Source organism: Arthrobacter sp. U41 (assembly GCF_001750145.1).
In the GTDB taxonomy this organism is placed as follows: Bacteria; Actinomycetota; Actinomycetes; order Actinomycetales; family Micrococcaceae; genus Arthrobacter.
Genome location: NZ_CP015732.1, coordinates 3482167 through 3508561, shown reverse-complemented (window position 1 = coordinate 3508561; position 26395 = coordinate 3482167). Strand labels below are relative to the sequence as shown.

General features: G+C 67.1%; 28 protein-coding genes and 1 tRNA gene. 7 read left to right on the top strand and 22 right to left on the bottom strand.

Translation table 11 applies throughout. The annotated features are described in order from the left end of the window. Positions 1 to 19: 19 nt before the first annotated feature. From tatA to ASPU41_RS15930, 14 genes are all read right to left on the bottom strand, one after another. Positions 20 to 289: a Sec-independent protein translocase subunit TatA gene (tatA, locus tag ASPU41_RS15995; protein ID WP_069951741.1), complete on the bottom strand. Its 270-nt coding sequence runs from the start codon at positions 287 to 289 to the stop codon at positions 20 to 22. A gap of 35 nt (positions 290 to 324) precedes the next feature. Further along, complete coding sequence (locus tag ASPU41_RS15990) at positions 325 to 723, bottom strand: hypothetical protein (protein ID WP_069951740.1); 399 nt, start codon at positions 721 to 723, stop codon at positions 325 to 327. A 26-nt stretch (positions 724 to 749) separates the two neighbouring features. Beyond that, positions 750 to 2741 carry a helix-turn-helix transcriptional regulator gene (locus tag ASPU41_RS15985; RefSeq protein WP_069951739.1) on the bottom strand — a complete coding sequence of 664 codons (1992 nt, stop codon included), beginning with the start codon at positions 2739 to 2741 and terminating at the stop codon, positions 750 to 752. Between the two features lie 139 nt (positions 2742 to 2880). Further along, entirely contained in the window at positions 2881 to 3276 is a 396-nt protein-coding gene (locus ASPU41_RS15980) for an FKBP-type peptidyl-prolyl cis-trans isomerase (RefSeq protein WP_069951738.1), read from the bottom strand. 40 nt (positions 3277 to 3316) lie between these two features. Continuing rightward, positions 3317 to 4255 carry an FKBP-type peptidyl-prolyl cis-trans isomerase gene (locus tag ASPU41_RS15975; protein ID WP_069951737.1) on the bottom strand — a complete coding sequence of 313 codons (939 nt, stop codon included), beginning with the start codon at positions 4253 to 4255 and terminating at the stop codon, positions 3317 to 3319. A gap of 110 nt (positions 4256 to 4365) precedes the next feature. Then, a complete protein-coding gene (gene pafA / locus ASPU41_RS15970; protein WP_069951736.1) occupies positions 4366 to 5730 on the bottom strand; it encodes a Pup--protein ligase in 1365 nt (454 codons plus the stop codon). A gap of 1 nt (position 5731) precedes the next feature. Next, positions 5732 to 6439 (bottom strand): proteasome subunit alpha, encoded by a 708-nt coding sequence (gene prcA / locus ASPU41_RS15965; protein ID WP_069951735.1) that lies wholly within the window; start codon positions 6437 to 6439, stop codon positions 5732 to 5734. Position 6440: 1 nt separating this feature from the next. After that, complete coding sequence (prcB, locus tag ASPU41_RS15960; RefSeq protein ID WP_069951734.1) at positions 6441 to 7280, bottom strand: proteasome subunit beta; 840 nt, start codon at positions 7278 to 7280, stop codon at positions 6441 to 6443. An 86-nt stretch (positions 7281 to 7366) separates the two neighbouring features. Continuing rightward, a complete protein-coding gene (locus tag ASPU41_RS15955) occupies positions 7367 to 7570 on the bottom strand; it encodes a ubiquitin-like protein Pup (protein ID WP_024365265.1) in 204 nt (67 codons plus the stop codon). An 89-nt stretch (positions 7571 to 7659) separates the two neighbouring features. Further along, positions 7660 to 9270, bottom strand: coding sequence for a depupylase/deamidase Dop (gene dop / locus ASPU41_RS15950; protein WP_157357137.1), 1611 nt, complete (start codon positions 9268 to 9270; stop codon positions 7660 to 7662). Between the two features lie 59 nt (positions 9271 to 9329). Continuing rightward, entirely contained in the window at positions 9330 to 11126 is a 1797-nt protein-coding gene (gene arc / locus ASPU41_RS15945; RefSeq protein WP_069951732.1) for a proteasome ATPase, read from the bottom strand. 82 nt (positions 11127 to 11208) lie between these two features. After that, positions 11209 to 12312, bottom strand: coding sequence for a tRNA (adenine-N1)-methyltransferase (locus ASPU41_RS15940; RefSeq protein WP_069951731.1), 1104 nt, complete (start codon positions 12310 to 12312; stop codon positions 11209 to 11211). A gap of 114 nt (positions 12313 to 12426) precedes the next feature. Continuing rightward, entirely contained in the window at positions 12427 to 13635 is a 1209-nt protein-coding gene (locus ASPU41_RS15935; RefSeq protein WP_069951730.1) for a site-2 protease family protein, read from the bottom strand. Continuing rightward, positions 13628 to 14407, bottom strand: a complete 780-nt coding sequence (locus ASPU41_RS15930) for an HAD family hydrolase (protein ID WP_083266561.1) — start codon at positions 14405 to 14407, stop codon at positions 13628 to 13630. Before ASPU41_RS15930 ends, ASPU41_RS15935 begins: the two co-directional genes overlap by 8 nt. A gap of 130 nt (positions 14408 to 14537) precedes the next feature. On the opposite strand from ASPU41_RS15930, the gene ASPU41_RS15925 reads away from it, so the two are divergent. After that, positions 14538 to 15443 (top strand): PAC2 family protein, encoded by a 906-nt coding sequence (locus ASPU41_RS15925; RefSeq protein ID WP_069951729.1) that lies wholly within the window; start codon positions 14538 to 14540, stop codon positions 15441 to 15443. A gap of 40 nt (positions 15444 to 15483) precedes the next feature. Here ASPU41_RS15925 and mshC read toward each other — a convergent pair whose 3' ends face one another. Both mshC and ASPU41_RS15915 read right to left on the bottom strand, forming a co-directional pair. Next, positions 15484 to 16764, bottom strand: a complete 1281-nt coding sequence (gene mshC / locus ASPU41_RS15920) for a cysteine--1-D-myo-inosityl 2-amino-2-deoxy-alpha-D-glucopyranoside ligase (RefSeq protein ID WP_069951728.1) — start codon at positions 16762 to 16764, stop codon at positions 15484 to 15486. A 15-nt stretch (positions 16765 to 16779) separates the two neighbouring features. After that, positions 16780 to 17613 (bottom strand): undecaprenyl-diphosphate phosphatase, encoded by an 834-nt coding sequence (locus tag ASPU41_RS15915; protein WP_069951727.1) that lies wholly within the window; start codon positions 17611 to 17613, stop codon positions 16780 to 16782. A 52-nt stretch (positions 17614 to 17665) separates the two neighbouring features. Here ASPU41_RS15915 and ASPU41_RS15910 point away from each other — a divergent pair, with 52 nt between their 5' ends. After that, complete coding sequence (locus ASPU41_RS15910; RefSeq protein WP_069951726.1) at positions 17666 to 18601, top strand: aldo/keto reductase; 936 nt, start codon at positions 17666 to 17668, stop codon at positions 18599 to 18601. A gap of 32 nt (positions 18602 to 18633) precedes the next feature. Here ASPU41_RS15910 and ASPU41_RS15905 read toward each other — a convergent pair whose 3' ends face one another. Beyond that, positions 18634 to 18894 carry a hypothetical protein gene (locus tag ASPU41_RS15905; protein ID WP_069951725.1) on the bottom strand — a complete coding sequence of 87 codons (261 nt, stop codon included), beginning with the start codon at positions 18892 to 18894 and terminating at the stop codon, positions 18634 to 18636. A 39-nt stretch (positions 18895 to 18933) separates the two neighbouring features. Between ASPU41_RS15905 and ASPU41_RS15900 the strand changes: the two genes are divergently transcribed. Next, the gene (locus ASPU41_RS15900) at positions 18934 to 19167 is read left to right on the top strand and encodes a DUF5703 family protein (protein WP_069951724.1); all 234 of its coding nucleotides are present in this window, start codon (positions 18934 to 18936) and stop codon (positions 19165 to 19167) included. A gap of 31 nt (positions 19168 to 19198) precedes the next feature. On the opposite strand, the gene ASPU41_RS15895 is transcribed toward ASPU41_RS15900, so the two are convergent. Then, a complete protein-coding gene (locus ASPU41_RS15895) occupies positions 19199 to 20362 on the bottom strand; it encodes an acyl-CoA dehydrogenase family protein (RefSeq protein WP_069951723.1) in 1164 nt (387 codons plus the stop codon). Positions 20363 to 20383: 21 nt separating this feature from the next. Continuing rightward, positions 20384 to 21688 carry a M20/M25/M40 family metallo-hydrolase gene (locus ASPU41_RS15890; RefSeq protein WP_069951722.1) on the bottom strand — a complete coding sequence of 435 codons (1305 nt, stop codon included), beginning with the start codon at positions 21686 to 21688 and terminating at the stop codon, positions 20384 to 20386. Positions 21689 to 21851: 163 nt separating this feature from the next. Between ASPU41_RS15890 and ASPU41_RS15885 the strand changes: the two genes are divergently transcribed. Further along, a tRNA-Leu gene (locus tag ASPU41_RS15885) sits at positions 21852 to 21934 on the top strand. Positions 21935 to 22213: 279 nt separating this feature from the next. On the opposite strand, the gene ASPU41_RS15880 is transcribed toward ASPU41_RS15885, so the two are convergent. Further along, a complete protein-coding gene (locus tag ASPU41_RS15880; protein WP_069951721.1) occupies positions 22214 to 22582 on the bottom strand; it encodes a hypothetical protein in 369 nt (122 codons plus the stop codon). A gap of 228 nt (positions 22583 to 22810) precedes the next feature. Here ASPU41_RS15880 and ASPU41_RS15875 point away from each other — a divergent pair, with 228 nt between their 5' ends. Beyond that, positions 22811 to 23158: a hypothetical protein gene (locus tag ASPU41_RS15875; RefSeq protein WP_069951720.1), complete on the top strand. Its 348-nt coding sequence runs from the start codon at positions 22811 to 22813 to the stop codon at positions 23156 to 23158. Between the two features lie 51 nt (positions 23159 to 23209). On the opposite strand, the gene ASPU41_RS15870 is transcribed toward ASPU41_RS15875, so the two are convergent. After that, positions 23210 to 23761, bottom strand: a complete 552-nt coding sequence (locus ASPU41_RS15870) for an SRPBCC domain-containing protein (RefSeq protein WP_197515682.1) — start codon at positions 23759 to 23761, stop codon at positions 23210 to 23212. A 126-nt stretch (positions 23762 to 23887) separates the two neighbouring features. Here ASPU41_RS15870 and ASPU41_RS15865 point away from each other — a divergent pair, with 126 nt between their 5' ends. Then, positions 23888 to 24442 (top strand): hypothetical protein, encoded by a 555-nt coding sequence (locus tag ASPU41_RS15865; protein ID WP_157357022.1) that lies wholly within the window; start codon positions 23888 to 23890, stop codon positions 24440 to 24442. Between the two features lie 60 nt (positions 24443 to 24502). Here ASPU41_RS15865 and ASPU41_RS15860 read toward each other — a convergent pair whose 3' ends face one another. Beyond that, positions 24503 to 24745, bottom strand: a complete 243-nt coding sequence (locus ASPU41_RS15860; RefSeq protein ID WP_069951718.1) for a YciI family protein — start codon at positions 24743 to 24745, stop codon at positions 24503 to 24505. A gap of 299 nt (positions 24746 to 25044) precedes the next feature. Between ASPU41_RS15860 and ASPU41_RS15855 the strand changes: the two genes are divergently transcribed. Further along, positions 25045 to 26118 (top strand): DNA polymerase IV, encoded by a 1074-nt coding sequence (locus ASPU41_RS15855; RefSeq protein ID WP_442856203.1) that lies wholly within the window; start codon positions 25045 to 25047, stop codon positions 26116 to 26118. Positions 26119 to 26395: the final 277 nt, after the last annotated feature.

Below are 26395 nucleotides of genomic sequence, written 5' to 3'. Positions count from 1 at the left end.
TGGTTACTGCCACGCGGTGTTAGGCGCGGTTCGGCGGCGGAACGTCGGTTCCGTCTCCGGTGCGCGTTTCCGTGCCGTTGGACTTCGGGTGGTTCACGACCCGGCCCTCAACCGGCTCGGAGCCGTCCGTGGAGTCCGTGGAGCCGTCCTTCTTCATCTCGCGGACTTCCGACTTAAAGATGCGCATCGACTGGCCAAGGCTCCGGGCCATGCCGGGCAGCTTCGGTGCAGCGAAAAGCACCAGTGCCAGGACGATGATGATGATGAGATGCCAGCCTTCAAGCCTCATGACGGGAGGTCCTTTCGTTTGAATACATCCTATGTCTAACTGAATTCGATGTCGTGCAGCCGCTGGGGCTGGCCGCGGTCCAGCTTGCGCTGGACGCGCCGCATACGGCGGACTTCCCGGCGGGCGGACTTGGCTGCACGGTAGTCATGACCCGTCTGCGCGGGCGAGGCAAACACGGCCGAACCGGGCGCGGCGCGCGGGCCGGAGCCGTCCCCGGCCTCGTCGCCGTCCGAGCCTACGCGGCCCACATGAACATCGGCTGAACCGGAGGTAACCGGGCCGGACGGGATCGTGGAGAACCGTTCCCCCGCTTCCCCGAGTTCCTTGACCGTGGCCATGAACTTCCGGAACAACCGGACGCCGAGCACAACGAAAAACAGCAGCGACAGCGCTACGAGCGCTATCCAGATCACGATCCAGGTCCACCAAGGCATGCTGAGTAGTCTAGCCGCCGCACCGGCTAGTCTTCATATTGGGCCAGGGCCGCGGCAAGCCACTCGCGGGAAGCGTCCGCGAGCTCTTCGGGCTGCAGGATCCGGGCCGTCCCGCCGTGCTGGGCCACCAACATCGGCAGCCAGTCGGTGCTGCCGAAGCGGATTTCGGCCAGCAGCCCGCCGTCGGGCAGTTCCGCCGTACGCTCCGCGTAATACTCATCGGCGAGGCCGATGCCGCGCCGGGTCAGTTCCACCACCACCATCGTGTCGTCGTCGTTGGCGGTGAAGAGTTTGACCGGGAAGCTGCCGCCGGGCCGGGCCGTCTCCGAGGCGGGCCGGCCGGTGGTTTCCAGGGCTTCGATCCGGTCCAGCCGGAAGTTGCGCAGGCCGTGCGCCGAATGGCAGTAGGCCTCGAGGTACCAGGTGTTGTCCAGCGAGTAGAGCCGCAGCGGATCAATGTCCCGTTCGGAGACGGTATCCCGGAGGGGCGAGAAATAGCGCAGCCGCAGCTGTTCGCCGGTCCGGATGGCCTCACGTGCCGTTTCCAGGGCTGCGGAGTTGCCTGGTCCCACCTCGGGGCCGGACAACGCGGCCGCCTTGAGCCCTTCCTCCCCTGCCGCAGCCATGAGTTTGAGCGTGACGGATTCCAGCGCGCCGCCTTCGGCCAGCTCCGGCAGGCCATTGAGCGTTTCCAGGCCGGTCAGCAGGGCACACGCCTCTTCCACGGTGAACCGGACGGGCCGGTTCAGGTCCAGGTCCTGGGTGATGGTGACATGGTCGTCGTCCCACTGGATGTCCAGCAGGTCGTCAGGGTAGCCCTCGGGCAGGCCGGAGCAGATCAGGATCCGCAGGTCCGCTTCCAGCTCCTCGCGGGTGATGCCGAAGTTGGCCGCCACTTCGCTGATGTGCAGGCCCTGATGGTGCACCAGGAACGGCACGAGCTGCAGCATCCGGGTCAGCTGGTCCTCGGAGGTGCGTTTGCGGCCGTGGCGCGGTGCGGCCGGAGGGAACGCGATCGGCGGGACGGGTGCGGCGGCGAACCCGGCTGCGGACGCCAGCCGGCGCCGCACGGAGTCAACGAGTCCGGGCGGGGACACCACGAGGACCCGGGGCCCGTAGGAGGCGAGTTCCTCGGCGAGGACCTCGGCGTCCCGGTAGGGCACGCTGAGCCGGTCCCGGCCGGCGGCGGGCAGTGCCGTGCCGGGTTCCGGATCGACGGGGCCGGCGAGGGCCCGTTTGCGCAGGCCGTGCAGCCGGCCGGCCTGGACGTCGACGACGGCGGTCCGGACCGGCAGCTCCGGCAGCCCGGCCAGTTCGGCGCGCACATTGAAGTCCGCCGGCGGGGTGAAGCGCTCTTTGTCCAGGACGGTCACGGCGGACGTGAGGCGGGAGAGGCGGAAGAAGCGCTTTTCCCCGCGGGTCCTGTCCCGGGCAACGAGGTACCACTGGCCGAATCGGCTGCCGAGGCCCCAGGGCTCCACGAACCGCTCTTCCTCCTTGCCCGTGCTGCCGGCGAGGTAGCGGAAGCTGACCGGGTGCTGGGCGTGCATGGCGGCGACGAGGTCCTCGAAAGCCTGGCCGGCGGGCCGGATCCGCGGCTGGACCCCGGCGGGGAGCTCGGCGTCGACGAGGCCGCCGGAGGCCTGCAGTTTGCGCACGGCATTGACGGCCGCTGAGCCCAGGGCGGCGTGTTCCCACAGCTGGGCCGCGAGGATCAGCACGGTACATTCCGCCGGGGTCAGGCTGACGTCCGGAAGGCGGTTGGATTCCTTGCCGATCCGGTAGCGGGTGGTTGCCGGGTCATCGGATCCCCAGCCCAAATCCGTGACCGTCTCGACGTCGAAACCGAAGCGCCGCAGCTCGCCCTTGTCGCGTTCGAACCTCCGGCCGAAGGCGACGTCGGTGCTGGTGGTGTCGTGGTACACCTTGTCGCGCAGCTCACTGCGGCGCAGGCCGTACGTGGTGTTGAGCAGGGCGATGAGCAGGTTCAGGAGGCGTTCTGCACGTGAGGCTGACACCCCGCAAGGGTACTAAAGTCCCTGCCCGAAACTGACAAAAGCGCGGCAACAGCCGGAAGAACTTTTCCGATTGTTACCGCGCCTTGTGGATCATGCCGGCGCCCGGTGGGGACGGCCGGCAGTGACAGCCGCTGAGTGACTAGCGGACGCCGACGAGGTCGACGACGAAGATCAGGGCCTCGTTGGGGCCGATCGCTCCGCCGGCGCCGCGCGAGCCGTAGGCCAGCTCGGAGGGGATTTCCAGACGGCGGCGGCCGCCGACCTTCATGCCCAGCAGGCCCTGGTCCCAGCCCTGGATGACCTGGCCGACGCCGACGCGGAAGTCGAGCGGTGCGCCGCGGCCCCAGGAGGCGTCAAACTCTTCGCCGGTGGACCAGGCTACGCCGACGTAGTGGGCGGAGACGGTGTCGCCGGTCTTGGCCTCCGCGCCGTCGCCCTCGATCAGATCGGTGATGACCAGCTCGGTGGGAACGTCGCCCTGGGGGAAGTCAATTTCCGGCTTCTCGCGGTCAAGCTTGCGCTGTCCAAATGACATGGTTGCTCCTTCTAACGTTGGGGTGGTGCGGGTGTGGTGGTTACTTGGTGCCGAGGATGTCCACGACGAAGACGAGGTCGCCTTCAGGCTGGCCGCTGGCAGCAGTGGCGTCGGGGTAGGCCAGGTCCTTGGGGATGACCAGGAGGACACGGGAGCCGACCGTCTTGCCGGCCAGGCCCTGGGTCCAGCCCTTGATGACACCGGTCAGCGGGAAGGTGGCCTTCTCGCCGCGTTCAAAGCTGGAGTCGAAGACCGTGCCGCCGGCCAGCGTAACGCCGACGTAGTTCACGGTGAGGGTGTCGGTTTCCTTGACCTCGGGGCCAGTGCCCTTGATGAGGTCCTGGGACACCAGGGCGGTCGGGGCGGCGACGCCCTCGACGGAGATCTCCGGGATGCCCTTGTCGTTGTCCTTCACGGTCGGCAGGCCGGCCGGAGGGGTGACAGTTTCGCCCTCGGGCTTGTCCAGGACCTTGGGTGCGTCCCTGGCGGAGAGCACCTTGACGACGAGGAGCTGCGTGGGCTGCGCTTCGGCGCCCTCAGCGGCTGCGGCGCCGGGAACGGCCAGTGCCAGATGGGTGCCGACCTTCGCGCCTACGAAGGCGTTGTAGATGACGGGGCTTTCGGTCTTGAGCTCCTCGGTGAGTTCGAGCTCCTCCGGATCCTTCGGGAAGGTGTCCTCGAGGGTGGAGCCGTCCTTGCCGCTGAGGGCAACGATGGAGATGGAAGCGACCTGGTTATCCTTGACCCGCTCGCCGTCTCCCTCCTTGACCACCTTGACGGTGGGTTCCTTGACCTCGAGGGGCTGGGTGAATTCGACACCGGGGGCCTTCTTGTCGCCGTTCTCCGTCAGCTTGAGGGAGTCCAGCTTGGCGGTCTCGCCGGCGGACTGGCTGGTGGGCTCCGGGGCGGCTGGTTCGCCGCCGCCGCAGGCAGTCAGCAGCAGCAGTCCGGGAAGAAGAATTGCTAGTAGTCGGCGCACTTAAGAACTTTCGTCGGGGCAGGATGGACGCCTCGCCGGGCAGTTGCCCGCGGCAAGGCAAGCGTTGGCCGCGAACGGCACCCCTTCAGAATAACGCGGAAAGCTGGGTGTCAGCCCATAGAGTCCAGCAACGCATCCACCCGTTCGTCCACACTGCGGAACGGGTCTTTGCACAGGAGGGTCTGGTGGGCGCGGTCATTGAGCTTCAGGTGCACCCAGTCCACGGTGTAGTCCCGGCCCAGCTCCTGCGCCCGCCGGACGAAGTCGCCGCGGAGCTTGGCACGGGTGGTCTGCGGCGGGGCGTCCACGGCGTCCTTGACCGCGGGGTCCTCCACCACGCGGCGCACAGCCCCGCGGGACTGGAGCAGGTAATAGAGCCCGCGGGTGCGCGAGATGTCGTGGTAGGTCAGGTCCAGCTGGGCGATCCGGGGCGCGTCGAGGCCCAGGTTGTGCCGTTCGCGGTAGTTGTCCATGAGCTTCTTCTTGATCGCCCAGTCCACTTCGGTGTCGATCCGGCTGGTGTCGCCGCTTTCGATCGCCTCGAGGGTGCGTTCCCAGAGGTCCAGGATCAGCGGGACGTGGGGATTGTGGGCGCCCTGCTCTGCGACGAAGGCGGTGACCTTGCCCAGGTATTCGCGCTGGATCTCCAGGGCCGTGAGCTGCCGGCCGTTGGCGAGCCGGACGAGGGCGCGGCCGCTGAGGTCGTGGGAGATTTCCCGGATGCTGCGGATCGGGTTCTCCATCCGCATGTCGCGCATGATCACCCCTGCCTCGATCATCCGCAGGATCAGGTCAACGGTTCCGACCTTGAGCAGCGCCGTGGTCTCGGACATGTTGGAGTCGCCCACGATCACGTGCAGCCGGCGGTAGAACTCGGCGTCGGCATGCGGCTCATCGCGGGTGTTGATGATCGGCCGTGACCTCGTTGTGGCGGAGGAGACGCCCTCCCAGATGTGGTCGGCGCGCTGGGAAAAGGCGAACGTGGCCCCGTGCGGGGTCTTCAGGATCTTGCCGGCGCCGGCGATCAGCTGCCGGGTCACGAGGAACGGAATCAGGATCTCGGCCAGCCGGGAGAATTCGCCGCGCCGCGGGATGAGGTAGTTCTCGTGGCTGCCGTAGGAGTTCCCGGCGGAGTCGGTGTTGTTCTTGAACAGGTAGACCGTGCCGTTGAAGCCCTCCGCCGCGAGCCGGTCCTGCGCCTCGTCGACCAGGTCGTCGAGGATCAGTTCCCCGGCTTTGTCGTGTGCGATCAGCTGGGCGAGGTCGTCGCATTCGGCGGTGGCATACTCCGGGTGGGATCCGACGTCGAGATACAGCCTGGACCCGTTGGTCAGGAACACATTGGAGGACCTGCCCCAGCTGACCACCTTGCGGAACAGGTAGCGGGCCACCTCCTCGGGGGCCAGCGGGCGGGACTCCGGGCTTGAGTAGGAAATCCCGAACTCGGTCTCGATGCCGAAAATGCGCTTGTCCATCTCAGTTCTCCTCAACCAGCAGTGCGGTGACGTCTGCGTCTTCGAGCCGGCGGAAGGCACGGCGGGTGCCGCGGCGGCTCTCCGAATCCCGGTCCAGCACCGCCACCTCCACGGCCGACGCCGGCAGAGTGGTGCTCTCCTTGTCCGCCACGAGTCCGGACAGGGCAAGCCTGATGGCGCCGGCGAAGTCGAGTTCGCCCTGCCAGCCCGCGGCGACGGCCTCGGATACCTTGTCCGCCTGGCCGCCCATTACGATGAAGCCGTTCTCGTCGGCGATCGACCCGTCGAAGGTCAGCCGGTAGAGGTGGTCCTCTTCCGGGGAGGACCCCACCTCGGCCACGGCCAGCTCGACCTCGAAGGGTTTCTGCTCCGCGGTGAACACGGCCCCCAGGCTTTGGGCGTAGACGCTCGCGAGCCCCCTGGCCGTGACGTCCTCCCGGTCGTAGGAGTAGCCGCGCACGTCGGCGTAGCGCACGCCCGCCTGGCGGAGGCTTTCGAATTCGTTGTATTTGCCCACGGCGGCAAAGGCGATCTTGTCGTAGATTTCGCCGATTTTGTGCAGTGACGGGGAGGGGTTCTCGGCCACGAGGGCGATCCCGTCGCGGCAGCTGATGACCACCACGGAGCGCCCGCGGGCGATGCCTTTCCGCGCGAAATCCGCGCGGTCCTTCATCAGTTGTTCGGGCGATACGTAGAACTGCTGGGTCATCTCAGGCCTCCCGCTGGGCCACGGCCCTGGATTCTATGATGGTGCCGGCCATGGCCGCGAGCTCGCGTTCCGGAACCCGGAAGGCCCCGGTGCGGTTGACGATGTAGACCACGGGCCAGAGCTGCCGGACGGGGTCCGGGCCGCCGGTGGCGGAGTCGTCGTCGGCGGCGTCGTAGAGCGCCTCGACGGCGACTGCGACGGCCTCCTGCTCGGGGAGGTTGGGCCGCCAGAGTTTCTTGAGCGCGCCGCGGGCAAACATCGAGCCCGACCCGACCGAGTGGTGCTCCTGCTCCTCGTACCGTCCGCCGGTGACGTCATAGGAGAAGAGCCGGCCAAGGCCGGCGGGACGGTCGAAGCCGGCAAACAGCGGGACCACGGCGAGGCCCTGCATCGCCATCGGCAGGTTGCTGCGGATCATGGCCCCGAGCCGGTTGGCTTTGCCGTCGAGGCTCAGGAGGGTCCCTTCGATCTTCTCGTAGTGTTCGAGTTCGACCTGGAAGAGCCGGGTGATGTCGAGCGCGATGCCCGCAGTCCCGGCGATGCCGAGCACGGAATACTGGTCCGCCGGGAACACTTTCTCGATGTGCCGGCTGGCGATGACGTTGCCCATCGTGGCGCGCCGGTCCCCCGCCATCAGCACCCCGCCGGCGTAGGTCAGGGCCACGATCGTTGTCCCGTGCGGCGCCTGCAGGGGTGTGACGGGGTGGCCCGCCGGAAGCTGCTGGCCCTGGCCGAAAGCCAGTTGGCCGAACGGCAGTAAGTCGGGGCGTTGGCGCTGCAGATGTTCAGTGAAGGAGGATGTGGCGTTGGCTGCTACCTGGTTGGCGGTGGTTTCCTGCACTGGTGCACTCCCTCAACGTAGTGAATCAACGACTTGGCCCTCAGCCCTGTGGCGGCGCAACGCCGGGCCGCCGCGGTCCGGCCGCGCTATTGGCCGCCCTTTTGGACGAACGCGCGGACGAACTCTTCGGCGTTGGACTCCAGCACACCGTCGATCTCATCGAGCAGATCGTCGACGCCCTGGGTGGCGGCTGACGCCTGTCCCTCCGCGGGAGCGGGAGGGGCCGCGGGGACGTCTTCGTCGACTTCGGTGTCCCGCGACTGCGGCTGCTGCTGCTCCTGGCCTGCCATGGTTTTCTCCTTCTGTCCGTCCCCTTATTCGCAAGGGACATCCTGTAAGCCATATTGCCACGCCGGGGGCCCCGGCGGGGCGCTTTTCGCTAGGAACCGGGTGGGAGTCCCAGCAGTTCGGCGAGGAACGGCCCGGCTTCCCGGTGCCGCGCGAACAGTCCGCCGGTGAGGGCCTCGGTGCCGCGCAGCGGTTCCCTGGTGGGGACCCGCTGAAGCCTGCCGCGGCCGGGCACGTCGAAGATCACGGAGTCCCAGCTGGCACCGACAACGTCGGCCCCGAAACGGCTCACGCAACGGCCCCGGAAGAAGGCCCGGGTGTCCGACGGCGGTTCGGTGACCGCCCGCTGGATCACTGCGTCGTCCACGATCCGCTGCATGCGGTCCCGTGCCAGCAGACGGTAGTACAGGCCTTTTTCGGGCCGGATGTCAGCCCACTGCAGGTCCACGAGGCCCAACCGCGCGTGGCCCCAGTCCAGCCCGTCGCGTTCCCGGTAGCCGTCCAGCAGGGAAAGCTTCGCGAGCCATTCCACGGACGTCGCGGCCGCCGCCCGGTCGCCGGCCAGTTCGGTCAGCGTCGCCGACCAGCGTTCCAGCACCTCATGGGTATGCCCGTCCCCGTCCACGGCGTCGGCAACTCCGGTGTCCTGGGCATGTTTTGCGGCGGCTTCGTAGTAGATCCACTGCAGGTCCAGGGCGGTGATCCGCCGGCCGTCGAGGAGCCGCACGGTGGCCGTGAGCGAGGTGTCATGGCTGACGGCCTGCAGGGCGGCGACCGGCTCGTGGACCTCGAGCCTGGGCGCCAGACCGGCCTCGATCAGGCTCAGCACCATCGCCGTGGTGCCGAATTTGAGGAAATTGGAGGCCTGGCTGAGGTTGGCGTCACCGATGATGACGTGCAGCCGCCGGTACTTGTCCGCGGTCGCGTGGGGTTCATCGCGGGTGTTGATGATCGGGCGGCGGATCGTGGTCTCGAGGCCGACTTCGGTCTCGAAAAAGTCTGCCCGCTGGCTGATCTGGTAGCCGGGGCGGGAGCCGTCCTGTTTCATGCCGACCCGGCCGGCGCCGCAGATGATCTGGCGGGTGACGAAGAACGGCGTCAGGCCGCGGACAATGTCCCCGAACGGCACCGAGCGGGGCATGAGGTAATTCTCGTGGGATCCGTAGGAGACCGACTTGTTGTCGGTGTTGTTCTTGTACAGGTTGACCGGCGGCAGCTCAGGGTCGGCCGCCAGCCGCCGCACCGCCGCAAGCGCCACGAGGTCCCCGGCGGCATCCCAGGCCACGGCGGCGCGCGGGTTGGTCACTTCCGGGCTGGAGTACTCGGGGTGGGCATGGTCCACGTACAGCCGGGCGCCGTTGCCCAGGACCATGTTCATCAGCAGCGTTCCGGACTCGTCCTCGCCGTCGGACTCCAGTTCCTGCCGCCCGTAAGCGAGGGCGACGGCCTCGGCGTCGAGCACGGGCGGCTGGTCGGTCAGCTGGGCCGGTTCCGCCTGGCTGCGCTCCAGCGTCCAGCCGCGGGCGTCATGGAGCGGTTCCTCGTCGGTGTAGTCCCAGCGGGTCTCGGCGCCGCCGGCGGCGCGCTGCCGTGTCACCTGGGCGTACGCCTGGATCACGCGGGCGGACATCATCGTGGCGTTGGCGCCCGGGGCGGAGGGCGCGTGGATGCCGTATTCGGTCTCCGAACCCATCACCCGCATGGCTCCGCCCGCCGGCAGCGCGCCGGAGGCGCCGGCCGGTCTGCCGGGCACCGCCGAGGTCACAGGTACTGGCCCGTGTTGGGCATCGTCTCGATGGACTTGCCGGGTTCCTGCCCCGCCTTGCCCTGGACGATGGTGCGGATGTACGTGATGCGTTCGCCCTTCTTGCCCGAAATCCGCGCCCAGTCGTCGGGATTCGTGGTGTTGGGCATGTCCTCGTGCTCGCGGAACTCGTCCACCACGGCGCGCAGCAGGTGGTCGATCCGGATGCCCTTCTGGCCCACGGTGAGCAGGTCCTTGATGGCGTACTTCTTGGCCCGGTCCACGACGTTCTGGACAACGGCGCCGGAGTTGAAGTCCTTGAAGTAGAGCATCTCCGTGTCGCCGTTGGCGTAGGTGACCTCGAGGTATTCGTTGGACTTGTCGGTGGAGTACATGGCCTCCACGGTGCGCTGGACCATCGCATCCACGGTGGCCTGAACATCACCGTGGTGCTCGGCGAGGTCGGACTCGTGGAAGGGAAGGTCTGCGGTGATGTATTTGTTAAAGATGTCCGCCGCGGCCTCCGCGTCGGGGCGGTGGATCTTGACCTTGACGTCCAGCCGGCCCGGCCGCAGGATCGCGGGGTCGATCATGTCCTCGCGGTTGGACGCGCCGATGACGATCACGTTGTCGAGCCGCTCCACGCCGTCGATCTCGCTGAGCAGCTGCGGGACGATGGTCGTTTCCACGTCGGAGGAGATGCCGGTGCCGCGGGTGCGGAACAGCGAGTCCATTTCGTCGAAGAACACCACCACGGGGCTGCCCTCGGACGCCTTCTCCCGGGCGCGGGCGAAGATCAGCCGGATGTGCCGTTCGGTCTCGCCGACGTACTTGTCCAGCAGCTCCGGGCCCTTGATGTTCAGGAAGTAGCTCTTCATGTCCGTTTTGCCGGTGCGTTCCGCCGCGCGGGCCGCGAGGGAATTTGCGACGGCCTTGGCAATCAGAGTCTTGCCGCAGCCCGGCGGGCCGTACAGCAGGATCCCCTTGGGGGCCTTGAGCCCGTGCTCGCGGTAGAGGTCCGGATGCAGGAACGGCAGTTCTACGGCGTCGCGGATCTGCTCGATCTGCGGTCCCAGCCCGCCGATGTCCTGGTAGGTGATGTCCGGGACCTCTTCCAGGACCAGGTTCTCCACCTCGGAGCGGGGGATCTTCTCGAGGGCGTAACCGGTGCGCGAATCAATCGAGAGGGCGTCGCCGACCCGGAGCTTCTGCGCGAGCAGGGCGCCGGAGAGCCGGACCACGCGTTCCTCGTCAGCCCGGCCGACCACCAAGGCACGGTCCGCGCCCAGCATTTCCTTGAGCGTGACAAGGTCTCCGGCCCGCTCGTACCCCAGCCCGGCAACCACCATCAGCGCTTCGTTCAGGAGCACTTCCTGGCCGACCGCGAGCTGGTTCATGTTGACCAGCGGACTGATCCCCACCCGCATCTTGCGGCCGGCGTTGAAGATGTCCACCGATTCCTCGGTGGCGGCCTGCCCGCCGTTGCCGGCGGAGGGCTGCCGTTTGGGGTTCAGCTGCAGCACCGTGCCGAAGCTGTACGGCGGCTGGCCTTCCTGGTCGAGGGCGTTCTTGAGCCGGAGGATTTCCGCCTTGGCGGTTTCCAGCATGCCCACGAGCTTGGAGTTGTTCTGCGTGGCGGCGGCGAGCTGGCGGTCAATATGCCTGAGTTTGTCCCGGAGGATATTGACCTGCCGCTCGGCCACGGAAAATTCGCTGGCGGCGTAGCGGTCACCGTCGGTGGCGTGCGCCTGTCCCGCGGCAGCTGCCGCGTCCTCTGCCGGTGTCAGGCCCGGATCAGTGTTCGGAGTCTCCATCGTGCATCAGCCCCTTCCTGCGCTTCTATTAAGACATTAGCCCCAAGAAGGCAGACGCTGCTGAAGACTTCCGAAATACGGGCTACTTCGTAATATCCGGATCGTCCTTGACGTTGGTTCCGGCAATGGCGTCCCGGGCGGCCCGGCGGAGCTTCTTGTCCGAGACGGCGCGCTCCCCCACGGCGCCCGGCGTCCAGGCGTTGACGTCCTCCTCGTTGAAGCCGGTCTTGGACGGGCGGCGCTTCACCGAGATGCCGGTGACGCCGTCGGCCAGCCTGCGGGTGACGAGCAGGAACCCGGTGTGCGCGACCATTCTATGGTCCGGACGCACCGCAAGGCCCTCGAGGTGCCAGCCGCGGACCATGGATTCCCAGGCGTCGGGTTCGGTGAAGCGGCCGTCGGACCGGATGGCCTCCGCGGTCCGGGACAGCTGCGTCACTGTGGCGACGTAGTTGATCCACACGCCGCCCGGTGCCAGGACGGTGGCGACAGCGTCGAGGCACTCCCACGGGGCGAGCATGTCCAGGACCACGCGGTCCACCGAGCCCGGTTCCTCGGTGCGGACCACTTCCTCCTGGAAATCCCCGATCGAGATCTGCCAGGCCGGGTGCGGTCCGCCGAAGATCGTCTCGACATTGCCGCGGGCAATGTCTGCGAATTCTTCGCGGCGCTCAAAGGAATGCAGGTAGCCGTTGTCGCCCACGGCGCGGAGCAGCGAGATGGACAGGGCACCTGAGCCGACCCCGGCTTCGACAACGCGTGCACCGGGGAAGATGTCCGCCATGGTGACGATCTGGCCGGCGTCCTTGGGGTACACGACGGCTGCGCCGCGGGGCATCGAGAGAACGAAGTCCGAGAGCAGGGGGCGCAGTGTCTGGTACTGCTGGCCGACGTTGTTGACCACGACGGAGCCGTCCGGCTTGCCAATGATCTCGTCATGGTTCAGGAAGCCGCGGTGCGTGTGGAATGCGCCGCCGGCCTCGAGGCTGATCGTGTTCATCCGGCCGCGCTCGTCAGTGAGCTGCACGCGCTCACCTTCCCGGAACGGTCCACGACGGCGGGCTGCGCCGACGGGGGCGGCGGCCGTGCCTGCGGTGCTGCCCGCCGGGGCGGCGGTATGGGGTGCTGCGCGGCCGGCTGTTCCGGCGTCGTCCGTGCTGGTGCTGGCGGCGGTGTCGCTGCTCATGAAGATGTTCCTCGCTCCTGTAAAGCTGGGTGGCCGCGGACGTTGCCGGCGGTCCGGCTGCTTGTGCCCAGGGACTTCAGCCCGGGGCCGGAAATACACGACCGGCAGGTAACTCTACCGGTTCTGGCCGAACATCCGCTTGCCGGCCCCGGCACCCTTGCCCGTGAGGGTCCCCAGGACGGTGGATTGCCGCAGCAGCCCGGTGACGGTTCCGTCGCGGTCCACAACGGCGTACTCCAGGCCGTCGAGCTGGGCCAGGTACTGGATCAGTTCCTGTCCCTTGGACCACTCCGGCACGTAGGCGCCGGCGCCAAGGGCGTACGACACCGCCGTGACGGGTGTTGCCGCGGCGGCGGCCGCGGGAACCGTAGCGAGGGCGCCGCCGTCGACCACGGCGGTGGGACGCCCGTCCGGGCCGTAGAGCACGACGGCGGGAGCGGCCCCGGTGGCACGGTCCCGGTGCAGCGCCAGCACGTCCGCGACGGTGGCAAATTCCGGGAGGCCCACCGCAGGTTCGGCCAGGGCTCCGGCCTCCACCAGCGGCAGCCGGCCGCGCAGCTGCGCCTGCCTGATGGAGGCGCCGGCGCCCATCCAGAGGAAGCTGCAGACGAGGAGCGTGATGAGCATCAGTGAGGTGTCAGGCCGGCCGCCGCTGAGCAGGGGCAGGGCCACAAACCACGCCACGAGGGCAATCACGATGATCCGGCCGCCCCAGCCGGCGGCCACGGTCCCCTTTTCCTGGCTGCCGGTCAGCTTCCAGACGGCCGACTCGACGAGCCGGCCGCCGTCCAGCGGCAGCCCGGGCAGGACGTTGAAGATGCCGATCAGCAGGTTGGCCCAGACGAAGATGTTGGCCAGGATGCCGGCGACGCCGGTGAGCTCGCCGGCGGTCAGCACCAGCCAGCCCGCGCCGGCAAGGACCAAGTTTGCCGCCGGACCTGCCATCGCGACCAGGACGGAACGGCCCGGCGTCGCAGTGAAGCTCTCGAACTGGGTGTGCCCGCCCCAGAGATTCAGGACGATCTTTTCGCTGGGCCAGCCGTAGATCCTGGCGGTCAGCGCGTGCGCGAGCTCATGCACCAGGACCGAGATCAGCAGCAGCACCGCATAGGCGAACGCGACGAAGTACGCGCCGACGCCCAGGTACGGGTTGTTGGCCTGCAGCACCGGGCCGTAGACGATCACGGTGAACGCCGCAATGACGAACCACGAGTAAGCAAGGATGACCGGGACGCCGGCGATGCGTCCCAGCGGGATGCCCTCTTTGCGGCCTTGGTTCTGCGGATCCTGGCCGCTGCGGCCGCGGATGTCGGTGTCAGTCATGGGCCGGCACCAGGGCCGCGCCGCGTTCCCGCCGGCTTACGGGACCGCTGCCGGCCTCGCTGCCGAAGGTCGCGTCCGGGAATTCGTGGCGCAGCGCGACGAGCTCTTCGAGGTCGGCCACGGTGCGCCCCGCCAGGGTGTCCCACATGGCGTGGCGCGGATCGTGCTGCAGGGGCATGATGTGCGGGATGGCGACGGTCAGGACGCCGGAGGCGAGAGCGGCGGCGACTCCCGGCTGGGAGTCCTCCAGCGCGATGCAGTGCTGCAGGCCCAGTTCCGGGTCCTGCTCCTGCAGCAGTTCGACGGCCTTGAGGTAGGCCTCGGGGTGCGGCTTGCCCTGCGTGACGGTATCGCCGGTGACCAGGAAATCGAAGTAGGGCTTGGGCAGGCTGGCCACAATCTCCCGGGCCAGCGGGGCCTCTGACATGGTCACGAGGGCGCAGCGGACGCCGGCAGTGTGGAGCCCCTCCAGCAGTTCACGGGCGCCGGGCCGCCAGGGCACGGAGGTGCGGACCTGGCTGATGACGTGGGCCGTCAGGATGTCGATGATTTCCCGGCGCTCCAGCCTGACGCCGGCGTCCTGCAGGATGCCCGCGGAGAAAACCAGGGACTGGCCCACCAGCTGCATGGCCTTCTCATGGGACCACTGCCCGCCGTGCGCGGCAACGAGGGCGTGTTCGGCCTCAATCCAGTACGGCTCGGTGTCAACGATGGTGCCATCCATGTCCCAAAGCGCGGCTTTGAGGAGGGGCTGGGGGGCTGAGAATTGCATGCCTTCAAGTCTACGGTGCGGCCCTGTGAGGGTCCTGATACTACGCCTACGGCGAATATCGCCCGCGCGTCCGCGATTTCCGGCGCTTCATTCCATGCGGCGGCCGGGTCCTTGGACGTAGGGTGAGGAGATGAATAGCTTCGAGGTTGACCCCGCGGAAACGGGCGACGTGCCCGAGCCGGAACGGCTGCTGCAGCCCGTTCCCGAGGGCCAGCGCATCACGGTGATGCTCGCCGCCTTCGAAGGCTGGAACGATGCCGGGGAGGCTGCCAGCGATGCCCTGCGCTACCTCAACAAGCTCTGGGCCGGCAAGAAGGTCGGCACGGTCGACGCCGACGAATACTACGACTTCCAGTTCACCCGGCCCACGATCCGCCGCACAGCATCCGGGGAGCGGAAGATCAAGTGGCCGTCCACCCGCATCTTCAAGGCCAGCGTCCCCGGCACCAACGTGGACGTCATCTTCGTCCAGGGCACGGAGCCGTCCTACAAGTGGCGGGCCTACACCGCCGAGCTGCTGGTTCATGCCGAGGCGCTGCACGTGGACTACGTGATCCTGGTCGGCGCCCTCCTCGCCGATGTGCCGCACAGCCGGCCGATCCCGGTGAGCGCGTCCACGGATGACCCTGCGCTGCGTGAACGGTTGGGCCTCGAGGCCTCGCAGTACGAGGGTCCGGTCGGCATCGTCGGGGTCCTCGCCGAGGTTGCGCTGCTGGCCGGGCTGCCCACGGTCTCACTCTGGGCGGCCGTGCCGCACTATGTGGCGCAGGCGCCGTCCCCCAAGGCCCAGCTCGCGCTGCTGCACCGGATTGAGGAGCTACTGCAGGTGCCGCTCGACACCCAGGACCTCGTTGAGGAATCCGACGCCTGGGAGCGCGGCGTTGACGAACTGGCCACCGAAGACCCCGAAATCGCGGTGTACGTCCGCCAGCTCGAAGAAGCGAAGGACACCGCCGACCTTCCCGAGGCCAGCGGCGAGTCGATCGCCCGGGAATTCGAGCGCTACCTCAAGCGCCGCGGCAAGGACAAGCCCTAGCGCAATGACACGTTTGGGCCCCGGCTCCGGAGGCCGGTCCCTAGACCTCGACGCCGAGCAGCGCGTTGACGGCGTCGCTGACCAGTGCGGCGTCCAACGGGGATCCCGCGCGGCCATCCTCGAGCGCGGCCCTGGCCCAGTCATCCACGGCGGCCAGGGCGCCGGGGGCGTTCAGGTCGTTGGAGAGTTCGGCCCGGAGCCGGGACACCAGCCCGGCGGCTGAGCCTTCGGGGGCCGTGGCGAGGGCGGCCCGCCAGGTGCGGAGCCGTTCCTTGGCGGCGGCGAACCCGGCTTCGGTCCAGGACCAGTCGCTGCGGTAGTGGTGGGCCAGGATGGCCAGCCGGATCGCGGCCGGCTCCTCGCCGTCGGCGCGGAGTTTGGACACCAGGACGAGGTTTCCCTTGGACTTGCTCATCTTCTCGCCGTCGAGTCCCACCATGCCGGCGTGCGCGAAGTGGCGGGCCAGCGGCACCCCGGAGAGGGAGTAGGCATGCCCGGCACCCATTTCGTGGTGCGGGAAGATCAGGTCCGAGCCGCCGCCCTGCACCGTGAACGGGGCGGGCAGGTACTTCTGGGCGATGACGGTGCATTCGATGTGCCAGCCCGGCCGGCCCTCCCCGAGCGCGCCGCCGGGCCAGCTCGGTTCGCCCTCGCGGGCGACCCGCCACAGCAGCGGGTCCAGCGCCTGCCGTTTGCCGGCCCGCCCGGGGTCGCCGCCGCGCTCGGCAAAAAGCTCCAGCATCTCGGCGTCGGACAGCCCGGAGATGGCGCCGAGGGTCCAGGCGTCCGTGGCATCGGCGGAGTGCTTGCCGGCCGCTTCGACGTCGTAATAGACATCTCCGTCCGGCTCGCCGGCAGTGCCGGCCACCCGGTAGGCCAGACCCCGCTGCACCAGCCGCTCGATGGCAGGCACGATCAGGGGAATGGCTTCAACGGCGCCCACATAGTGGTCCGGGGCGAGCACGTTGAGCGCTTCCATATCTGTCTGGAAGAGCTCGATCTGGCTGGCGGCGAGGTCGCGCCAGTCCACGCCGGTCGCCGTCGCGCGCTCCAGCAGGGGGTCGTCGACGTCAGTGACGTTCTGCACGTAGGCGACCTGTTGGCGGCCGTCCCGCCAGGCGCGGTTGAGCAGGTCGAACGCGACGTAGCTGGCCGCATGCCCCATATGGGTTGCGTCATACGGGGTGATTCCGCAGACATACATTGACTGTTCGCCTGCTGCCCCGAGGGTGACGACGCCGCCTTTGACGGTGTCGAAGAGGCGGAGGGCAGCCATGCTGCCGGGGAGCTGGGGAACGGGGCGGGAGATCCAAGACTTCACAGCCCAAGCCTAGTGCTAGGCGCTGATGACGTTGAAACCGAGCAGCAGGTACAGCGCCAGGCCCAGGAGAATCCGGTACCAGACGAAGAGCCGGTAGGTGTGCGTGGAGACGTACTTCAGGAACCAGCCGATGATGATGTATCCCACCACAAACGCCACAGCCGTCGCAAGGGCCGTTTCCGGGAGGCTGTAGGGGCCGGTGATGCCGTCCTTGGAGACCACCTTGTAGAGCTGGTACAGGCCGCTGCCGAACACGGCCGGGATGGCCAGCAGGAAGGAGTAGCGGGCCGCCGCTTCCCGGGTGTAGCCCATCAGCAGGCCGGCGGTGATCGTGCCGCCGGAGCGGGAGACCCCGGGAATCAGGGCCATGGCCTGGGCGAGGCCAAAGATGATGCCGTGCTTGTAGCCCAGCTGGGTCAGTTCCCGTTCCTGGCGTCCGATGGCGTCGGCAACGGCCAGGATCATGCCGAAGACGATCAGCATGGTGGCGACGATCCACAGGCTGCGGAGCACGGACTCGATCTGGTCCTGGAACAGCAGTCCGAGGACGATGATCGGCAGGCTGCCCAGGATAACCAGCCAGCCCATCTTGGCATCCGGGTGCTGCCGGGAGACTTTACCGCTCAGGGAACCTGCCCACGCTTTGACGATCCTGACGATGTCGCGCCAGAAGTACACAATCACGGCGGTTTCCGTGCCGAGCTGGGTGATTGCCGTGAACGCTGCCCCCGGATCGGAAGCGTTGGGCAGGAACGATCCCACGATCCGCAGATGGGCGCTTGAGGAAATCGGGAGAAATTCGGTCAATCCCTGCACAAGGCCCAAAAAGGCCGCTTCAAACCAGTTCACGTTTATAGACCCTACGTCATGAAGCAGGCGCAATCCCCGTAAGCTTGCTGACATGCAGCAGCGTTATGTCGGCAACAGTGGATTGCGTGTGTCCTCCCTTTCCCTCGGCACCATGTCCTGGGCCCGGGAAACTGATGAGCAGGATGCCTCGGCGCTGCTCCGCACGTTCGTGGACGGCGGCGGGACCCTGATCGACACGGCCGCCTCCTACGGGGACGGCCAGGCTGAGGCGATGCTGGGCGGAATGCTGGGCGATGTGGTTGCCCGCTCCGAAGTGGTGATCTCCACCAAGGCCGGACTTACGACGTCGGATGGCCGGCGCAGCGTCGACACCTCCCGGAACGGACTGCTCTCCGGGCTGGACGCCAGCCTGGCCCGGCTGGGCACCGACTATGTGGACCTCTGGTTCGCCCAGGCCTGGGACCCCAACGTCCCGCTGGAGGAGACCCTGTCCGCGCTCGAGTTCGCCGTGCGCTCGGGCCGCGCCCGCTACGCAGGGGTCTCAAACTTCAACGGGTGGCAGACGGCGAAAGCGGCCGCGGTCGCGGGTTTCCCGCTGATCGCGAACCAGTCGGAGTACTCCCTGCTGCACCGCTCCCCCGAGGCTGAACTCATTCCCGCCGTTGAGGACGCGGGAATGGGCCTGATGGCGTGGGGTCCGGTGGGGCGCGGGGTGTTGAGCGGCAAGTACCGCGGGCACATTCCCGCGGATTCCCGGGCGGCGCATTCGCGGCTCGCCGGGTACGTGGAGCCGTACCTTGAGGGTGCCGCGTCCAGTGTGGTGGAGGCAGTTGCGATGGCTGCGAAGGGTTTGGGGCGGACAGCCCTGGACGTCTCGCTGAGCTGGCTGCTGTCCCGGCATGGTGTGGCGACGGCGATTGTGGGAGCACGCACGCCCGTGCAGCTCAAGGAAATCCTGGATTCCACCCTTGCACCGCTTCCGCCGCAGATTGCCCAGGCGCTGGAGGATGTGTCCAACCCCGCGTAAGCGGAGTCTGTGCTCCGGCGTAAGAGCCGGAATTAGTCCTGGAGGATTTCGAGGTCTTCCTCGTCGTCGACGTCCTCTTCCTCATCGCTGTCGTCCTCCATCACCTGGAGCGGCGTCACTTCGCCATACGCTTCATAGAGCGAGTCGTCGTAGACTTCAAAGGCATCAGCAACGGCAAAAAACGCAGCCTCGACCGCAGGGTCCCCGGCTCCACGGCGGGCCGACACGGCGACGAGATGTTCTTCCAGGGCAGCCGTCAGGGATTGAAGCGCGACACGCGGATCGATGCTCATGACTTCACGTTAGCCGGAAAAAGTAGAAAATGGAGAGCAATGAAGGAACATTTTCTCAGCAGTTCGGTCCGGCGGGAACGGGACTATTTGAGGCAGTACGAGTACCTCGTACTGACGGTAAGTCCCGACGATTCCCTGCCGGAAGCACGCCGCCGCCTGATAGAGCACTCCGAGTACGGGAAGTGGGAACTGGAGCGCAGCGTGCTGTATTTGGGCGGCGGCCGCCGCTTCTGGCTCCGCCGCCGGGTCACCCAGGTCCAGCGGACCGTTTAGGGGATCCGGGATCCGGGATCCAGCGGACCGTTCAGTTTGTCTCGAGCGGTCCCAGCCAGGCGTTGGCCACCGTGTTATGCGCGGATTCGTCATCTGAAGGGTGGAACATTCCGGCTAACACGTCGCGGTACAGCCGTTCCAGTTCGGAACCGCGGAAGTAGCTGGATCCCCCGGAGACCCTGATGGCCAGGTCCACGACCGTGCGGGCTGTCTCGGTGGCGTTCACTTTCAGGCCGACCAGCTTCGGGAACCACTGGCCGCCGTGATCGGCCAGCGCGTCGACGTCGCCGGCCACGCCGGACAGGTGGGGGTACAGTGCGTCCATCGCCATCGCCGCGGCTGCCACCTTCCACCGGCTGTCGGGATCCTGGGCATAGCTGCGCCCGCCGTTCTTGAACGATGTGCGCCGCTTCACGACATCAACCCCCAGGGCAAGGGCCCGTTCGCCGATGCCCGTATAGACCGCCGCGAGCAGCGTCTCGAAGCAGGCGAAGATGGCGAAGATCAGCGGGTCCGCGTTCGGTCCCACCGGCAGCTTCCGGAAGATCCGCTCCGCCGGCACCACTGCACCGTCCAGGACCGTGGTGTTCGACTGACTGGCCCGCATGCCCAGGGTGTCCCAATCCGCGAGGATTTCGTACCCCGGAGTGTCCCGGGTAATGAACCCGTGGACCAGCTGCCCTTCGCCGTTTCCGGCCGAGGCGTCCTTCCCGAAGATCCCCAGCCGGGTCCACGCCGGGGAGAGGCTGGTGAAGATCTTGCGGCCGGTGAAGGCGTAGCCGCCGCCGGGCTGGGGGACGGCCGCGGTGCGGGAGTCGAAGAGCACCGAGTCATTCCCCGCCTCCGAGTTCCCGAACGCGAAGATCTCGCCCTGCGCGGCCTCCCGGAGGACAAAGTCGAGCGAGGAATCGCCCCGGGCGGCCAGGACATGCGCGACGCCGGTCCACACCAGATGCATGTTGATGGCCAGCGCGGTGGCCGGGGCCGCCGTCGCCAATCGCCGCTGCAGCTGCGCCGCCGCGGCAAGCCCGAGTCCCAGTCCGCCGTCGGACGCCGGAACGAAGATCTGCAGGTAACCCGCCGCGGCCAGCTCCGCCAGATCCTCGTGAAAGAAGGCGTTCTCGCGGTCGTAGCCGGCGGCGCGGCCGCGGATCCGTTCCAGCAGGGCATCGGGCAGGACGTCTTCAGGGCTCATGGGCGGGGTGACTTTCAGCTGTCAGTAGTTCGTAAGCAGGGTGTCCAGCACCCGTGCGCCGAATTTCAGGGAGTCGGTGGGGACGCGTTCGTCCACCCCATGGAACATCCCGGTGAAGTCCAGTTCGTCCGGAAGCTGGAGCGGGGCGAACCCGTAGCCGGTGATGCCCAGCCGGCTCAGGGACTTGTTGTCCGTGCCGCCGGAGAGGGTGTAGGGCAGGACCTTGGCCCCAGGGTCCTCGGAGTGCAGCGCGTCGATCATGGAGTCCACGAGGTTTCCGGCGAACGGAACCTCGAGGGAGACGTCGTTGTGGACGTAGCTCACGTCCACGCCCTTGCCGGCAAGTTCGCGGACGACTTCGAGGACGTGTTCTTCCTGGCCGGGCAGGGTGCGGCAGTCGATGAGGGCCTCGGCCGATTCCGGGATCACGTTGTGCTTGTAGCCGCCCTTGAGCAGGGTCGGGTTGGTGGTGTTCTGCAGGGTGGCGCCGACGAAGCGGGCCACGGTGCCGAGCTCCTGCAGGATCTTGTCCGGATCGTCCGGGTCGAATTCCACGCCCGTGAGTTCGGTCACGCCGTCGAGGAACTGCCGGGTGGTGGGGGTGAGCTCTACCGGCCACCGGTATTCCCCGATCCGGGACACGGCACTGGCCAGCCGCGTGACGGCGTTGTCCGTGTTGATCTGGGAACCGTGGCCCGCGCGGCCGTGGGCGACGAGGCGGAGCCAGGAGAGGCCCTTCTCCGCGGTCTGGAGCAGGTAGGTGCGTTGGCCGCCGATTGTGGCGGAAAACCCCCCGACTTCGGAGATCGCCTCGGTGGCGCCGTCAAAGAGTTCGGGCCGCTTCTCGATCGCGTAGCGGGCGCCGTAGGTGCCGCCGGCCTCCTCGTCCGCAAAGAACGCGAAGATCAGGTCCCGCTTGGGTTTGCGTCCGGTGCGGGCAAAATTGCGCAGGACGGAGAGGATCATGGCGTCCATGTCCTTCATGTCCACGGCGCCGCGGCCCCAGATCATGCCGTCTTTGAGCTCCGCACCAAAGGGATCCACCGACCACTGCTCGCGGAGTGCGGGGACAACATCCAAGTGCCCGTGGACGACGAGGGCGCTGGCGGACGGGTCTTCCCCGGCGAGCCGGGTCACCACGCTGGCGCGGCCCGGGGCGGCCTCGAAGATTTCGGCGTCCAGCCCCACTTCCGTCATCAGCCCCGCGGTGTATTCGGCGGCCGCCCGCTCCCCCGGGCCGGAACCGTCCCCGTAGTTGGAAGTATCGATCCGAATCAGTTCCTGGCAGATTCTGACGACTTCGTCCTCGGGCCTGATTTCAGTCATGTTTCACTCCTCGTGGGGTCGGCCTTCTTGTTTGCTTCAGCCTACCCACCTGCCCGGTCGGGCCCCGATTATTTGTTTCGGGAAACTTCATGCTAGAGTCTTTCTCGCTGCTTCGGAGAAAACCGAAACGCTGAAAGGCGAAAAGGTTCACCGAATACCACCTGCGCGGGTGGCGGAATGGCAGACGCGCTAGCTTGAGGTGCTAGTCCTCGAAAGGGGGTGGGGGTTCAAGTCCCCCTCCGCGCACAACAGGAAAAGGCCCTGGAATCCGATGGATTCCGGGGCCTTTTTGTGTCCGCAGGCACCCCGGGTTCCGGGGTCAGCGGGGTTGGGGGTTGGCGGGGTTAGCTGCCCGCCGTCGCGCAGGTGGTTTACATCGAAGACGGGAAACGCAAAGACGGATCTGTCACCTTCTACGGGTAGGTGGATCGACCCGGTTACCAGACTGCGCGAGTGGCACAAGAAGGACTCAGAGGAATGCGCTGACTGGCAGGGTGGGAGAAGGCTATGCGAGGCCCGGGGCTCTCAGGGTTCATCACCGGTCGATGGGGACAGGAGGTCCGCCAGCATCGCGCTCAGCGCTGCTGGTATCAGGCCGAGGGCTGCCAGATGGGCATAGAGCCCGTCAGGCATTTCCACGGACAGGCCTCCTACGACCAGCGCGGGCAGCGCCGTCAGTATCGAAACCCAGAGTGGTCGTCCTGTCAGCTTCGCCCATACAGCGGACCCCGCGAACGCGACGGATCCAAGGAAAATCAGCCCGTGGCCTTCCGCATCCGTGGGTGAGCGGACAATGATGCTGAAGGTCATGGCCAGCCCGCAGGCCGTTAGCACGGCAGCAAGCAGGACGAGCAGTGCCCATGCCCCGTCGGCCCAGCGGATACGAACCGTCATGGGTTGACCGTACCTGCCGCCGGAGAGATTGCGATGAGCCAGAAAGCCTCAAGAGTGGCGCTTCGTCGGCATAGCCACTGCTTTGATCGGCGGGAATTGCAGCACCATAAGCATGCTGATTAACTGATTCCAGAACGTCGCACTCCCCCGATACCGCGGGCCTGGCCCATTTCTCAGGCCCCGCGTCGGACCGGACAAGGAAACACACGACAGACCGGAGGAAAGCCCATGACAATCAAGGTCAACAACGCGGCTCTGGGTCATGCCCGGCAGCTGATCAAGGACGCAAAAATCGCCCGAGACACGCGCGATGACTGGAGCGAACACGCTCCTGACGCCGACCAGGAAAACGCGTTCGTCGACAAGCACGGGTACGCCGAATACGGGAAGTGGCACCTCGGCATTGACAGCGAGAAGACGCACGATATGAAGGGACGCTACAGCTTTCCCTTCGGGGATTTCCGGCGGCTGCACCGCTGCGCGATCCTTGCCATTGAGAGCCGGGCCGCCCAGTACGACCACGCCGACGTCGCCAAAGCAGCGAAGTCGCTGCTCGACGAACTCGACAAGGACTGACTGTGGCCAACATCAGTCCTTAAGGGCGTCAAATCCGGATTTGGTTGATCATCATTGACCGGTACGCAGAGCTGCCGCGAACTGTCGTCCCGGCGTCGGGTCGACTCCGAAGAGCGCGGCGTATCGTTCGTGGATCTCCGCCCACTGCTCATGTGCCACCTCTTCGGAGAGGTGCTCGCCGCCAAGATGCGGGTCCAGCCGGGAGAGATAGATCTCCCAGCCGGTTGCCGTTTGCGCAGCGAGAACATGGTCGTCGAGGACGTGAGTGAAGATCAGCCGGCAACCGCCCGCCTCGGCAACGAGCTCGAAGCTTTGCGGCTGGCCGGCGTAGATCCAAGCCAGGCGACGGGGCGGATCGACCTCCGTTACCTCGAGCGTCGCGCCTGAGGCGTCGAAAGTCTCACCCACCGCCGGTGTCCACTCGACGACTGCCGGAAACCAGCTCCCAAGCTCCGCCGGCACGCTGACAGCCCGCCACACGCGGTCCACAGGGTGGGTCAGGCTGCGCTCGAAGCGCAGCGCCGGGCGACCCTCGATCGTTTCCAGGGTTCCGTGGATCAGGGGTTCTCCTCCGGTTGTCGTTTCCGGGGTTTCGTCGGTCACGGGTTCTCCTCCAGATCTAGTTCGGTACGGGTCCTCATAGTCCACCATGGCGCCCACTGTGCGGCATCCCGCCTGCGCCACGACATGGTCGGTGTCCGTTGCCCGGCACGGTTATAGGCTGTTTCCGTGACACCGTCTGCAGATCCCCTCGAAGTCTTGGTCCGGTCCGGCCCGGCCGAGTGGTGGCAGGTCCTTGCCGCCCTGGGTCCATTGGCAGTGCTGATCGCGGCCGTCATCGGTGCCGTCATCAGCCTGCGCATGCTGAAGCAGCGCACCACTGCTGACACGGCGGCCCTGGTCCAGCAACGGGAGGCAGACAACCGGAGCGAATGGTGGCGCCGGACCCAGTGGGCCCTCGACAGCTCGCTCTCCGCAGACCCGGGGCAGGCCGAACTGGGCCTGGGGATTATGGCGGTCCTGGCCGAGAGCGATCTGGCCAGTCCTGAGGAACTCGAGATCATCACCGTCGCGTGGCAGGAACCGCTGCAAACCGCGCCGGCCCAGCCGACCATCGTCCCGCCGTCGGAAGCGGCAGTCCCCGGGAGCAAGGCATCCTCCCGGGACCGCGTTGTTCAAGGCGCCGCCGCGCGGCTGCGTCTCGTCACTGATCGGCGCCTCGGCCTGGCCACCCCGGACTGGGTCAGGGAACTTGCCGCCGGGACGACCCACCGCGGACAGTAGCCACTGGGCGGCGCCTGTTCGGGAGTAGCGGCAGGCATGGCCGTGGTGTGCCCTCCGCGGTCAGACGGTCGGGTCGGGCACGAACTCCCGGACCTCTTGCGCGCAGCGGCAGGCGACGGCGATCTTGGCAGCCCACTTCAACGCCTCGTCGCGGGAGGCCACGTCAACGACGGAGAATCCGCCCAGTCGCTCCTTGCTCTCCGGATACGGGTTGTCGGTGACCGTACCGTCGGTGGCCACCAGGCTCGCCTCCTCGGGGACGGTCATTGCGCCGTCATCGAACGAAATGAGGTATCGCGTCATCCTGTGGCTCCTTGTCCCGGCGGCCTCTCAGCGCCGACTCTCACTTTGCTGCGAACGCCTTGCTCCGGATCCGACGGGCTGGCAGAAAACTTCGCGCGAAGATCACGTTGGTGCCAGAGGCAGACATTATCTTTTGTAGAGAAGATTTCTGAACTTGCTCGACGTGGGAATCTCAGATTCGTGCACTCGTCTCCGACCCTGGTCCGTCTCACCGGCTCGGGCGCGCAGTCCGCAGGCTCAGCGGCCAAGCACGGTGGAGAGCCGATGCCTGCCAGGGATGTTTAGGGCAGACTGGTGGCGTGAGCGGAATCCGGTGGGTGCTGCACGTCGACCTTGACCAGTTCATCGCGGCGGTCGAAGTGCTCCGGCGCCCGGAGCTTGCGGGCAAGCCGATCATTGTCGGGGGTCGGGGCGATCCCACGGAACGAGCCGTGGTGTCGACCGCATCTTACGAGGCCAGGGCGTTCGGCGTGGGTTCCGGAATGCCCTTACGCATTGCGGCCCGGAAAGTGCCCGACGCGGTGATCCTGCCCGTCGATCACGAGGCTTACCTCGCGGCGTCTGAAACGGTGATGGCCACCCTGCGCGCGCAGCCCGACGCCACCGTGCAGGTGCGGGGTTGGGATGAGGCCTTTATCGGCACCGAGACAGAGAATCCGGAGGCGTACGCCCGGCAGGTGCAGGCCGCTGTCCTGGAGCGAACGCAGCTGCATTGCAGCGTGGGCATCGGCGACACCCTGGTCCGAGCCAAGGTCGCCACCGGTTTCGGCAAGCCGGCTGGCGTCTTCCGTCTCACTGCCGGGAACTGGCTTGACGTCATGGGCAGCCGGCCCACCAAGGACCTGTGGGGCGTCGGAAGCAAAGTGTCGGGCCGGCTGGCCAAACTCGGCATCAACACGGTCGCCGAGCTCGCCGCGTCCGACCCCCAAGACCTAGTCCCGGAGTTCGGCCCCAGGATGGGGCCCTGGTACGCGGAGCTTGGACGCGGGGACGGCGCCAGCGTTGTGGACGCCACCCCGTGGGTTGCCCGCGGGCACAGCCGGGAGACGACCTTCCAGCGGGACCTGACCGAGCCCGCCCAGGTGGACGACGCCGTGAGGGAGCTGACAGCGCGTGTCCTTGAGGATGTTGCCGCCGAGGGTCGGCCCGTGGTTGGGCTGACCCTCAAGGTTCGGTACGCGCCGTTCTTCACCAAAACCCATGCGAGGAAGATTCCCGAGACATTCGACCGGGACGAAATCCTCGCGCGGGCCTTGGACCTTGCAGCCGGAATCGAAGCGGGCCGGCCGATCCGGCTCCTGGGCCTGCGCGCCGAAATGGCAATGCCCGACGATGCCCGAAAGGGACATACGCCGACGCGCGGCGGTTGGTGACGGCCTCGCTTGTCTGATACGTCGCCTCCGTCCCGTTTGGGGAATCATCCGCGGGACCAAAGAACCGCAATCATTAACTCAACGCCTGCGTGTTCATCTGCCACTGTGAGCCTTCCGGCGGCCGGAGCCGTTCTTCGAAGGTGCCGCTAGTGTCTTTTGAAGGATCCTGGAACCTCAAGGATAGCCACTGACCTGCCGGACCCAGGGCGACGCCAAAAACAATAACTTGCTTGTCCGGAGTGAGCCCGCCAAGGTCTCGGATGCGGTCTTCGGCAGA